This is a genomic window from Achromobacter sp. UBA4530, assembly GCF_002388205.1.
Lineage (GTDB): Bacteria > Pseudomonadota > Gammaproteobacteria > Burkholderiales > Burkholderiaceae_B > Achromobacter > Achromobacter animicus.
On sequence record NZ_DGMA01000010.1, the window covers coordinates 14,034 to 26,572 of the forward strand.

A 12,539-nucleotide genomic window follows, 5' to 3' on the forward strand; every position below is an offset into this window, starting at 1 on the left:
GTGAGCCCGTCGCGCCTTTTCATTCTGCGCCCCGTGGCCACCACCCTGTCGATGGTGGCCATCCTGATCGCGGGCCTCATCGCCTACCGTTTCCTGCCCGTTTCGGCGCTGCCCGAAGTCGACTACCCGACGATCCAGGTCGTGACGCTGTATCCCGGCGCCAGTCCCGACGTCATGACGTCGCTGGTCACGTCACCCCTGGAGCGGCAATTCGGCCAGATGCCCGGCCTGAACCAGATGTCGTCCACCAGTTCGGGCGGCGCCTCGGTCATCACCCTGCAATTCAACCTGACGCTGCCGCTGGACGTGGCCGAACAGCAGGTGCAGGCGGCCATCAACGCGGCGTCGAACCTGCTGCCGTCCGACCTGCCGGTGCCGCCCACCTACAACAAGGTCAACCCGGCCGACGCGGCGGTGCTGACGCTGGCGATCACGTCGCCCACCATGCCGCTGCCGCAGGTGCGCGACCTGGTCGATACGCGCGTGGCGCAGCGGCTGTCGCAGATCCCGGGCGTTGGCCTGGTCAGCGTGGCGGGCGGGCAGCGCCCGGCCGTGCGCGTCCAGGTGAATCCGCAGGCGCTGGCAGCGAATGGCCTGTCGCTGGCCGACCTGCGCACCGCCATCGTCGGCGCCAACGTCAACCAGCCCAAGGGCAACCTGGACGGTCCGCAGCGCTCCACCACAATCAACGCCAATGACCAGCTCAAGTCGCCCACCGACTACAACAGCCTGATCATTGCGTACAAGAACGGCGCGCCGCTGCGGCTGGCCGACGTGGCGCGCGCGGTCGAAGGCGCCGAAGACACCCGCCAGGCCGCGTGGGCCGGCGACAAACCCGCCATCCTGCTGAACATCCAGCGCCAGCCCGGCGCCAACGTGATCGACGTGGTCGACCGTATCCAGGCGCTGATGCCGCAGTTGCGCGCCGCGCTGCCCGCCACGCTGGACGTGACGGTGGTGTCGGACCGCACGCAGACCATCCGCGACTCGGTCGCCGACGTGCAGTTTGAAATGCTGCTGGCCGTCGGGCTGGTGGTCATGGTCACGTTCATCTTCCTGCGCAGCCTGACGGCCACGCTGATTCCCAGCGTCGTCGTGCCGCTGTCGCTGGTGGGCACGTTCGGGATCATGTATCTGTCCGGATTCTCGATCAACAACCTGACGCTGATGGCGCTGACCATTGCCACCGGCTTCGTGGTGGACGACGCCATCGTCATGATCGAGAACATCGCCCGCCACATTGAAGAAGGCGAAAAGCCGATGCAGGCCGCGCTGAAAGGCGCGTCGCAGATCGGCTTCACGCTGATCTCGCTGACCCTGTCGCTGATCGCCGTGCTGATTCCGCTGCTGTTCATGACGGAGGTCGTGGGCCGGCTGTTCCGCGAATTTGCGATCACGCTGGCGGTGGCCATCCTGATTTCGCTGGTGGTGTCGCTGACGCTGACGCCCATGATGTGCGCGCGCCTGCTGCGCGCCGAATCCGAAACGAAGCACGGGCGTTTTCATCAGGCCACGGGCGCCTTCATCGACCGCATCATCGCCGGCTATGACCGCATGCTGCAGGTCGTGCTGCGCCATCAGACGCTGACGCTGATTGTTGCGGTGGCCACCTTTGCGCTGACCGTGTTGCTTTACCTGGTGGTGCCCAAAGGCTTCTTCCCGCAGCAGGACACCGGCCTCATCCAGGCCATCACGCAGGCGCCGCAGTCCATTTCGTTTACCGCCATGTCCGAGCGCCAGCAGGCGGCGGCCCGCCTGGTGCTGGAGGATCCCGACGTGCAGGCCGTGTCGTCCTTCATCGGGGTGGACGGCAGCAACGCCACGCTCAGCGCCGGCCGCATGCAGATTTCGCTCAAGCCCCAGGCCGAGCGCAATGGCGATCTGCGCACCGTCATGGCCCGCCTGCAGGAAAGCCTGAACAAGCAGGACGGCCTGACCGTCTACATGCAGCCGGTGCAGGACCTGACCATCGAAGACCGCGTCAGCCGCACGCAGTACCAGATGACGCTGTCCAACCCCGACCTGAAAGTGCTGAGCGAATGGACGCCCAAGCTGGTCGAGCGTCTGCGCGCCGTGCCGGGCCTGATGGACGTGGCCGACGACCTGCAGGACGACGGCCTGCAGACGTGGGTGGAGATCGACCGCGACGCGGCCTCGCGGCTGGGCATCACCGCCGCCGTCATCGACGAGACGCTGTACAACGCCTTCGGCCAGCGGCTGATCTCCACGATCTTCACGCAGTCCAATCAGTACCGCGTGGTGCTGGAAGTCCTGCCGCAGTTCCAGATGTCGCCCAGCGCGCTGGGGCAGATCCACGTGCCCACGTCCACGGGCGCGCAAGTGCCGCTGTCGTCGGTCGCGCACATCAGCGAAGGCCGGACGGTGCTGGCCGTGAACCGGCTTGACCAGTTCCCCATGGTGACCGTGTCGTTCAACCTGGCGCCCGGCGCCTCGTTGTCCGACGCTGTGGAAAACATCAAGGCGGCCGAAGCCGAAATCGGCATGCCGTCCAGTGTCGAAACGCGCTTCCAGGGCGCGGCGCTGGCGTTCCAGAATTCGCTGTCCAGCACGCTGTGGCTGATTCTGGCGGCCGTGGTCACGATGTACATCGTGCTGGGCGTGCTCTATGAAAGCTACATCCACCCCATCACCATCCTGTCCACGCTGCCGTCCGCGGGCGTGGGGGCGTTGCTGGCGCTGCTGATCAGCGGCACGGAACTGGACATGATCGGCATCATCGGAATCATCCTGCTGATCGGCATCGTCAAGAAGAACGCGATCATGATGATCGACTTCGCGCTGGACGCCGAACGCAAGCGGGGACTCGCGCCGCGCGAGGCCATCCACGAGGCCGCGCTGCTGCGCTTCCGGCCCATTCTGATGACCACGCTGGCCGCGCTGTTCGGCGCCTTGCCGCTGATGCTGTCCACCGGCACCGGCGCTGAACTGCGCCAGCCGCTGGGCCTGGTGATGGTCGGCGGCCTGCTGTTGTCGCAGGTGCTGACGCTGTTCACCACGCCGGTCATCTACCTGATGTTCGATCGCATGTCCCGCCGTTGGCGCGGCGCGGGTGCGCCGTCCGCCGGAGACGCGCGATGATTCTGTCGGCCCCCTTCATCGTCCGGCCGGTGGCGACCACGCTGCTGAGCCTGGCGGTCGTGATGGCCGGCATGCTTGCGTTCTTTCTGTTGCCCGTGGCGCCGCTGCCGCAGGTGGACATCCCCACTATTTCCGTGTCGGCCAGCCTGCCGGGCGCCAGTCCCGAGACCATGGCATCCAGCGTCGCCACGCCGCTGGAACGCTCGCTGGGCAGCATTGCGGGCGTCACGGAAATGACCTCGCGCAGCTCGCAGGGCTCCACGCGCATCACGCTGCAGTTCGACCTGTCGCGCGACATCAACGGCGCGGCGCGCGACGTGCAGGCCGCGATCAACGCGGCGCGTTCGCTATTGCCGACCGGCCTGCGCAGCAATCCCACCTATAACAAGTCCAATCCGTCGGACGCGCCGATCCTGACGCTGGCGCTGACGTCCGACACGCTCAGCCAGGGCCAGCTGTACGACCTGGCCTCCACTATCGTGGCGCAGAAGCTGTCGCAGGTGGACGGGGTGGGCGAGGTCACGGTGGGCGGCAGCTCACTGCCGGCGGTGCGCGTGACGGTGCTGCCCGGGGCGCTGGCCAACCAGGGCGTGTCGCTGGACGAACTGCGCGCCACGCTGGCCAACGCCAATGCCAACCGCCCCAAGGGCGTGCTTGAAAACGACCGCTACCACTGGCAGATCATGGTCAGCGACCAGCTCAGCCGGGCCGAGGAATACCGGCCGCTGATCGTCGCCTGGCGCGACGGCCGGCCGGTGCGCGTGTCCGATGTGGCCAAGGTGGAAGACTCGGTCGAAGACCTGTATCAGACCGGCTTTTTCAACGACCGCAACGCGATCCTGATGGTCGTGCGGCGGCAGGCCGACGCCAACATCATCGAAGCCGTGGACGCCGTGCGCGCGCAGTTGCCCGTGCTGCAGGCGCTGATGCCCGCCGACGTCAACATGACGGTCGCGCAGGACCGCACCCCCAGCATCCGCGCGTCGCTGCACGAGGCCGAGGTGACGCTCATCATCGCCGTCGGGCTGGTGGTGCTGGTGGTGCTGCTGTTCCTGCGGCGCTGGCGCGCGGCCATCATTCCCAGCGTCGCGGTGCCGGTGTCGCTGATCGGCACGTTCTGCATCATGTACCTGTGCGGCTACACGCTGAACACCATCTCGCTGATGGCGCTGATCGTCGCCACGGGTTTCGTGGTGGACGACGCGATCGTGGTGCTTGAAAACATCATGCGCCACGTCGAGAACGGCATGTCGCCGATGCGCGCCGCCTTGCGCGGCTCGCGCGAGGTCGGTTTCACGGTGCTGTCGATGAGCCTGTCGCTGGTGGCGGTGTTCATCCCCATCCTGCTGATGGGCGGGGTGGTGGGGCGTCTGTTCCGCGAGTTTGCCGTCACCTTGTCCGCCGCCATCCTGGTGTCGCTGGTGGTGTCGTTGACGCTCACGCCCATGATGTGCGCGCGCCTGCTGCGGCCCGAACCCAAGGACCCCAAGCCGCGGGGCCGGCTGGCGCGCTGGACCGAGCGCAGCTTTCAGTCCATGCAGGACGGCTATCGCCGCTCGCTGGGCTGGGCGCTGGCGCACGGCCGCCTGATGATGCTGACGCTGGCGATCGCCGTGGGCCTGAACGTCTATCTGTACACCGTGGTGCCCAAGGGCTTTTTCCCGCAGCAGGACACGGGTCAGCTGCTGGGCTTTTTCCGTGTCGACCAGGGCACGTCGTTCCAGGCCACGCTGCCCAAGCTTGAAGCGCTGCGCAAGGTGGTGCTGGACGATCCGGCCGTGCAAAGCATGACCGGATACGCGGGCGGGCGCGGCGGCAGCAACAGCAGCTTCATGCAGATCCAGCTCAAGCCGCTGGGCGAGCGCAAGGTTTCGGCCGACGTGGTCATCAATCGCCTGCGCGCCAAGCTGCAGAACATGCCGGGCGCGCGCCTGTTTCTCGTGTCGCAGCAGGACATCCGCATCGGTGGCCGCCAAAGCCAGGGTTCGTACGACTACACGCTGATGTCGGGCGATCTGCAACTGCTGCGCAACTGGATGCCCAAGGTGCAGCAGGCGATGGCCAAGATTCCGGAGATCACCGACGTGGACGCCGACGTCGAGGACCGCGGCCGCGAGATCAACCTGGTCATCGACCGCGAAGCCGCGACGCGGCTGGGCATCAGCATGGCCACCATTTCCACGGTGCTGAACAACTCGTTCAGCCAGCGCCAGGTGTCGGTCATGTACGGGCCGCTCAACCAGTATCACGTGGTGCTGGGCGTGGACCCGAAGTTCGCGCAGGACATCGAATCGCTGCGCCAGGTCGAGGTCATCACCGCGGACGGCGCCCGCGTGCCGCTGTCGGCGTTCACCAAGCTTGAAAACGCGAACGCGCCGCTCAGCGTGAGTCACCAGGGCCTGTTCGTGGCCGACACCATCTCGTTCAGCCTGGCGCCCGGCGTATCGCTGGGGCAAGCGACCACCGCGATCGACAATGCCGTGGCGCGCCTGGGCTTGCCATCTGACCAGATCCAGGCGGGCTTTCAGGGCACCGCCGCCGCGTTGCAGCAGACGCTGGCGCAGCAACCCTGGCTGATCCTGGCCGCGCTGGTCACCATGTACATCGTGCTGGGCATTCTGTACGAAAGCTTCATCCACCCGCTCACCATCCTGTCCACGCTGCCGTCGGCGGGGCTGGGCGCGCTGCTGGCCCTGCTGCTGGTGCGATATGACTTCACGCTGATTGCGCTGATCGGCGTGTTCCTCTTGATCGGCATCGTCAAGAAGAACGCGATCATGATGGTGGATTTTGCGCTGGACGCCCAACGCCACCACGGCATGACGCCGCGCGACGCCATCTTCCAGGCGTGCCTCACGCGGTTCCGTCCGATCATGATGACGACGATGGCGGCCATCTTCGGCGCGCTGCCGCTGGTGCTGGCCACCGGCGCCGGCGTCGAGATGCGCCAGCCGCTTGGCATTACCATCGTGGGCGGCCTGGTGCTGAGCCAGATCCTCACGCTGTACACCACGCCCGTGGTCTATCTTTATCTGGACCGCTTCCGCCTGTGGGCCGCGCGCCGGCGCGCCTCGCGGGGCGGGAATTCCGCATCCATAGAACACACATGATCCGTACCAAGCCGTATTCCTCCGCCACTCTTGCCCGCGCCGCCGCCACGCTCGCGCTTTGCGCGCTGCTGGGCGCCTGCGCGGTCGGGCCCGACTATCAGCGCCCGGCGCTGGACGTGGGCGCGGCCTACAAGGAAGGCCAGGTCGAGGTGCCCGGCTGGAAGCCGGCCCAGCCGCGCGACGACGCCGACCGCGGCGCGTGGTGGAAGGTCTACGACGACGCCACGCTGAATGGCTTGGTGGACCGGCTGAACACATCCAACCAGACCATCGCGCAGGCCGAGGCGAACTACCGCCAGGCGCTCGGTCTGGTGCGCGGCGCGCGTTCGGGCTTCTACCCCACCGTGGGCGCGGGGGCGGGCATGACCCGGGGCGGTAATGGCGGGCAGAGCGGTTCGTCGACGGGGTCCGGCAGCAACGTGTCCAACCAGTATTCGCTGACGGGCAGCGTCAGCTGGGAACTGGACGTCTGGGGCCGGGTGCGCCGCAGCGTCGAGTCCTCTGAAGCCAGCGCCGCCGCCAGCCTGGCCGACCTGGGCGCGACCCGCCTGAGCGCGCAGGCCGCGCTGGTGCAGACCTATCTGCAACTGCGCGTGCTGGACGAACAGAAGCGCCTGCTTGACGCCACCGTGGCCGCGTACGAAAAGTCATTGCAGCTCACGCAGAACCGCTACGAAGTCGGCGTCGCGGGACAGGCCGACGTGGCCGTCGCGCGCACGCAGCTTGAAAGCACCCGCGCGCAGTCCATCGACCTGGATTGGCAGCGCGGTCAGTACGAGCACGCGATCGCGGTGCTGATGGGCCAGGCGCCTTCGCAGTTCAGCCTGCCGCCCGCGGTGTTCACGTTGCGGCTTCCGCAGATTCCGGTGGGCCTGCCGTCCGAGCTGCTCGAGCGCCGTCCCGACGTGGCCGCCGCCGAACGCCGCGCCGCGGCCGCCAACGCGCAGATCGGCGTGGCGCAGGCCGCGTGGTTCCCCAGCCTGACGCTGTCGGCCGACGGCGGTTTTCGCAATGGCGGATTCGCGGAGCTGCTGACGGCGCCCGCCCGTTTCTGGTCGCTGGGGCCGGCCCTGGCGCTGACGATCTTCGACGGCGGCGCGCGCGAGGCGCAGGTCGAGCAGGCCCGCGCTTCGTATGACTCGCAGGCCGCGGCTTATCGGCAGGCGGCGTTGACCGGTCTGCGCGAGGTCGAGGACTACCTGATCCAGCTTCGCGTGATGGAGCAGGAGCAGATCGTGCAGCGCCGCGCGCTGGAATCGGCGCGCGAATCGTTGCGCCTGATCCAGAACCAGTACAAGGCGGGCTTGGTCGATTACCTGAGCGTGGCCGTGGTGGACGCCACGGCGCTCAGCAGCGAGCGCAATGCGCTGAGCCTGTTGGGCAACCGGCTGGTGGCCAGCGTCAATCTGATCGTCGCGCTGGGTGGCGGTTGGGAAGGACTGCCGGTCGAGACGGCGCGTGCTGACGGCGCCGGGCCGGCCGTGACGCAGACGTCCGCCGCGCAAACACCTGCCGCGCAAACGCCGGCGCAGTAACCGCGCGCGGGGCCGGCGCCCCTGCGCCAGGCGGTGGCCTTACAAGCCAACCGCCTTCAGATCCGGCCGCTGGCGATGCCATTCCGTGACCGCCTGGAATGCGATGCCGATCTTGCCCAGGACGCCTTCCGCGTTGGGCTTGCCCAGCAACTGCACGCCTAGCGGCAAGCCGTCGCTGGTAAAGCCCGCGGGCAGCGCCAACCCGGCTGCATTCATGTAATTGCCTGGGCGGGTGAAAGCCGCAAGCGGAGTGGCCGCTTCGTCCACCTCGGCCAGCGGACGCGCGCCGAACGGGGCGGCTGGCGTGAGCACGGCGTCGAACTCCTGCATCCAGTCCAGCCAGTCGCGGCGCGCCTGTGCGTGCGCCTGCAACGCCGCGATGTAGTCGGCGGCCGAGATCCCCTTGCCCGACAGCACGCGCGCGCGCACATACTGCCCGATGGGCTTGGCAGGGTCCTCGATGTAGCCGCGATGCAGCGCGTAGGCTTCGGCCGAGATGATCTGGCCGTTGCGCTGCATCATCTCGCGAAAGTCGAAGGGCAGGGGCGTCTCGGCCACATCCGCACCCAGCGCGGCCAGCACGCGGCGCGCGTCGTCCAGCGCCGATAGCGCGTCGGCGTCCACGGCGATGGGATGCTGTGCCGTCGGCATCACCGCGATGCGTACGCCGCGCAGAGGCTGCGCGCCGCCGGCCGGCTCCCGGTAGTCGAACGCGGGGATGCCGAACGTCAACGGGTCCTGGGTATCGTGGCCGGCCATCAGTGCGGTCAGCAGCATCGCGTCGCGGGCGTCGCGGGTCAGCGGGCCCAAGGTGTCCAGCGTGGTCGACAACGCCACCGCGCCGTGCAGGCTGATGAGACCGCGCGTGGTCTTCAGGCCCGTGATGCCGTTCAGGGCGGCCGGGATCCGGACCGAACCACCGGTGTCCGATCCCAGGGCCGCAGGCGCCAGGCCGGCCGCCACGGCGACGCCGGATCCGCTGGATGAGCCGCCGGGCACGCGCGCACGCTCCAGGTCCCAGGGGTTGCGCGGCGTGCCCATGACGGGATTCGTGCCCCAGCCGCCGAAGGCGAATTCCACCATATGGGTCTTGCCCAGCATCACCATCCCCGCGTCCAGCAACCGCGTGACTGCGGTGGCGGTGACGCCGCTGCGGCGTTCGCGCCAGGCCTCGGACCCCGCCGTGGTGATGTGGCCCTGGATGTCGCACAAATCCTTGACCGCCACCGGCACGCCGTCCAGCGGGCTGAGCAGCCCGTAGCCCGCGCGCCGCCGCGCGTCGGCGGCTTCGGCCAGCCGCAGTGCACCCGCGTTGTCCACGCTGATGAAAGCGCCCAGTGTGGGATTTGCCCGGTCGATGCGGTCCAGGAAGTGGCGCGTCAATTCCACCGAGCTGTAGCGGCCCTGTGCCAGGCCATCCGCCAGATCGGCCAGGGTGGCAAATGCGATGTCAGACATGGATTCCCTCGATGCGATGCCATGCGTCTGTCTGCCAGGCGCATGCAACCCCGTCCGCGTGATGGCGGCCGGTCTCGGCATGTAGGGTGCATCGGCGCGGGGGTTTGGTCTATGCGCGCTTTCCCGCGCGAGTCAAAAGCAAAACGGCCCATGCGGGGCATGGGCCGTCGGACGGCCAGGCGAAGTGCGATGCGTGTCAGAGCACGCCGCGGATCCCGGCGATGCCGTGCGCGCCGTGGCGCAAGGCTTGCGAGACGGTCTGGGTGGATTGACCGCCCAGCGCGAACACCGGTATGCCGGCATCCCGGTTGCCTTCCACAAACCCTTCCCAGCCCAGCGTCGGCGCGCCGGGATGGCTGGGCGTTTCCAGCACGGGGCCCAGCACGGCGAAGTCTGCGCCCAGTTCGCGGGCGTGGACGACCTGGGCGTTGTCATGCGCGGAGACGCCGACCAGCGCATTGCGGGGCAATTCCGGACGGGCGGTCAGGCGCAGCGCGTCTGCCGTGCGCAGGTGCACGCCGTCGGCTTCTTTCCACCATGCAACGGGATGGATGCTGTTGACCAGCACGCGCGCGCCGGCGGCGCGGCAGCGCTTGATGACCTGTTGCAGCACTTCGTGCAGCGAACTGGCGCCCACGCCGTCCGGCCATTGCGGTTCACGGAACTGCACCAGCTTCACGCCACGCGCCAGCGCGGCGTCCAGGCGGCCGAGGAACGGCGCGATGCCCGCGCGCGAGCCGATGGCGCTGATGCCGTAGGTGGTGGGCAATTGCAGCCAGCGCAGCGGGGGCAGGGTGGCGGGCAGCAGGTCGCCCACCGAGGCCGCATTGGCCGGATCCACCCATTCGAGCCGCTGATTTTCCAGGCTTTGCGGTTCGCCTTCCCAGCCGGTGACGTGGCAGAAGGCCAGGCGCACCGTGGTGTGCGGGTAGGCATGCACGTACGTGACCCACGGGCGCGACTGCGTGACGCGGATGCCGATTTCTTCCTGGAGTTCACGGGCCAGCGCCTGCAGCACGGTCTCGCCGGGTTCGAGCTTGCCGCCCGGCAGTTCCCACCAGCCGGACCACGGCTTGCCTTCGGGCCGCTGGCCCAGCAGAAGCTTGCCGTCCGGGCGCAGGATCAGGCCGGCGGCGACGTCGACGATCTTTTCAGACATGGCGGGCCGCCCAGTCGCGTGCGAACTGATACGCCACGCGGCCCGAACGCGAGCCGCGTTCGATGGTCCATTGCAGCGCCTCGGTGCGCGAGGGTTCGATGTGCTGTTCAGGGCAGCCCAGCTCGCGCAGCCAGTGATATACGATGTCCAGGTAGTCGTCCTGCTTGAACGGGTAGAACGACAGCCACAGACCGAAACGCTCGGACAGCGAGATCTTTTCCTCGACGGTTTCGCCGGGGTGGATTTCGCCGTCGGGCTGGTGCTTGGCCTGCAGGTTTTCGCTCATGTATTCCGGCATCAGATGGCGCCGGTTGGACGTGGCGTAGATGAGGACGTTGTCGCCCGAGGCCGACACCGAACCGTCCAGCACCGATTTGAGCGCCTTGTAGCCGGCCTCGCCTTCTTCAAAGGACAGGTCGTCGCAGAACACAATGAAGCGTTCGGGCCGCGCCGCGACCAGTTCGACGATGTCGGCCAGGTCGCCGAGGTCGGACTTGTCGACTTCGATGAGGCGCAGGCCGCGGTCGCCGTAGGCGGCCAGCATGGCTTTGACCAGCGAGCTCTTGCCGGTGCCGCGCGCGCCGGTCATGAGCACGTTGTTGGCGGGCTTCTTTTCAAGGAACTGCAGCGTGTTGCGGTCGATGGTGGCCTTCTGGCGCTCGATGTGCTGCAGGTCCTGCATGTCGATGCGCGCCACGTGGCGCACGGCGTCCAGCCAGCCGCGCGCGCCGCGCTTGCGCCAGCGGAACGCGTGGGCGGTCCAGTCGATATCGGGCGGGGCGGGAGGCAGGAAGGCCTCCAGCTGCGCCAGCACGCGTTCGGCGCGCTGGATCAGCGTGGTGAACTCGTTAGCCGTCATGGTCGATCAGGAGCGGTAGTCGGCGTTGATCGACACGTACTCGTGCGAGAAGTCGCAGGTGTAGACCGTGTCGCTGACCTGGCCGCGGCCCAGCGCGATGCGCACCGAGATCTCGGCCTGCTTCATCACGCGCTGGCCGTCGGCTTCCTGGTAGTCGGGGTTGCGGCCGCCGTTCTTGGCAACCAGCACGTCGTCCAGCCACAGGCGGATGTTGGACACGTCCAGGTCGTCGATGCCGGCGTAGCCGACCGCGGCCAGGATGCGGCCCAGGTTGGGGTCGGATGCGAAGAACGCGGTCTTGACCAGCGGCGAGTGCGCCACGGCATACGCGACCTTCAGGGCTTCCTCGGTGGTGCCGGCTTCTTCGACGCGGATCGTCATGAACTTGGTGGCGCCTTCGGCGTCGCGCACGATCTTGGTGGCCAGTTCCAGCGCGGCGGCGGTCAGGGCCTCGCGCACGGCGGCGTAGGCGGCGTCGGATTCGCTGTTGACGTTGACGCCCGACTTGCCGGTGGCGGCAATGATGAAGGAGTCATTGGTGGAGGTGTCGCCGTCTACCGTGATGCGGTTGAACGAGGCATCGGCGATCTCCACGGCCAGCTTGCGCAGGAGGGGCTGGGCAATGCCGGCATCGGTGGCCAGGAAGCTGAGCATGGTGGCCATGTTGGGACGGATCATGCCCGCGCCCTTGCTGATGCCGGTGAAGGTGACCGTCTTGCCATCGATCTGCACCTTGGCGGACGAAATCTTGGGCAGCGTGTCGGTGGTCATGATGCCGTGGGCGGCGCTGGACCAGTGGTCGGCGGCCAGGTCGGCGATGGCGGCGGGCAGGCCGGCGACCAGGCGGTCGAGCGGCAGGGGTTCCAGGATGACGCCGGTGGAGAACGGCAGGATCTGCGCGGCGGGCACGCCCAGCAGCTTGCCCAGGGCGTCGCACGTGTCCTTGGCTTTCTTCAGGCCTTCTTCGCCGGTGCCGGCGTTGGCGTTGCCCGTGTTGATGACCAGCGCGCTGATCGGGCCGCCGGCGGCCAGGTGGGCCTGGCAGACCTGCACCGGGGCGGCGCAGAAGCGGTTACGCGTGAAGACGCCCGCCACGCTGGTGCCTTCGGCCAGGCGGAACACCGTCAGGTCGCGCCGGTTGGCCTTGCGGATGCCGGCCTCGGTGACGCCGATTTCTACGCCGGCAACAGGAAAAATTTCGGACTCGGAGGGGATCTGCAGATTAACGGCCATGACTTCGTCTCTTGGTGTGAGCGGGACGGAACCGCCGCCAGGCACGGCGGCGCGCGGGAAAGGTTCGTATTATCCCACCGGATCCG

Annotated in this window: 7 protein-coding genes; 3 read left to right on the forward strand and 4 right to left on the reverse strand. The window is 67.9% G+C overall.

What is annotated here, in order from left to right:
- From B2W22_RS11615 to B2W22_RS11625, 3 genes are read left to right on the forward strand one after another with little or no spacing between them, the layout of a single operon-like run.
- Window positions 1–3,099 carry an MdtB/MuxB family multidrug efflux RND transporter permease subunit gene (locus tag B2W22_RS11615; protein ID WP_175125954.1) on the forward strand — a complete coding sequence of 1,033 codons (3,099 nt, stop codon included), beginning with the start codon at window positions 1–3 and terminating at the stop codon, window positions 3,097–3,099.
- Window positions 3,096–6,209 carry a multidrug efflux RND transporter permease subunit gene (locus B2W22_RS11620; RefSeq protein ID WP_175125953.1) on the forward strand — a complete coding sequence of 1,038 codons (3,114 nt, stop codon included), beginning with the start codon at window positions 3,096–3,098 and terminating at the stop codon, window positions 6,207–6,209. Before B2W22_RS11615 ends, B2W22_RS11620 begins: the two co-directional genes overlap by 4 nt.
- Window positions 6,206–7,744 carry an efflux transporter outer membrane subunit gene (locus tag B2W22_RS11625; protein WP_286937766.1) on the forward strand — a complete coding sequence of 513 codons (1,539 nt, stop codon included), beginning with the start codon at window positions 6,206–6,208 and terminating at the stop codon, window positions 7,742–7,744. Before B2W22_RS11620 ends, B2W22_RS11625 begins: the two co-directional genes overlap by 4 nt.
- Window positions 7,745–7,783: 39 nt before the next feature.
- On the opposite strand, the gene B2W22_RS11630 is transcribed toward B2W22_RS11625, so the two are convergent.
- The 4 genes from B2W22_RS11630 to argJ all read right to left on the reverse strand — a co-directional run bounded on the left by B2W22_RS11630 (window position 7,784) and on the right by argJ (window position 12,453).
- Window positions 7,784–9,202 (reverse strand): amidase, encoded by a 1,419-nt coding sequence (locus tag B2W22_RS11630; RefSeq protein WP_175125952.1) that lies wholly within the window; start codon window positions 9,200–9,202, stop codon window positions 7,784–7,786.
- A 196-nt stretch (window positions 9,203–9,398) separates the two neighbouring features.
- Window positions 9,399–10,361 (reverse strand): Nudix family hydrolase, encoded by a 963-nt coding sequence (locus tag B2W22_RS11635; protein WP_175125951.1) that lies wholly within the window; start codon window positions 10,359–10,361, stop codon window positions 9,399–9,401.
- Window positions 10,354–11,220, reverse strand: a complete 867-nt coding sequence (locus B2W22_RS11640) for an ATP-binding protein (protein WP_175125950.1) — start codon at window positions 11,218–11,220, stop codon at window positions 10,354–10,356. The genes B2W22_RS11635 and B2W22_RS11640 overlap by 8 nt, the downstream gene beginning before the upstream one ends.
- A gap of 6 nt (window positions 11,221–11,226) precedes the next feature.
- Window positions 11,227–12,453: a bifunctional glutamate N-acetyltransferase/amino-acid acetyltransferase ArgJ gene (gene argJ / locus B2W22_RS11645; RefSeq protein ID WP_175125949.1), complete on the reverse strand. Its 1,227-nt coding sequence runs from the start codon at window positions 12,451–12,453 to the stop codon at window positions 11,227–11,229.
- Window positions 12,454–12,539 lie beyond the last annotated feature (86 nt).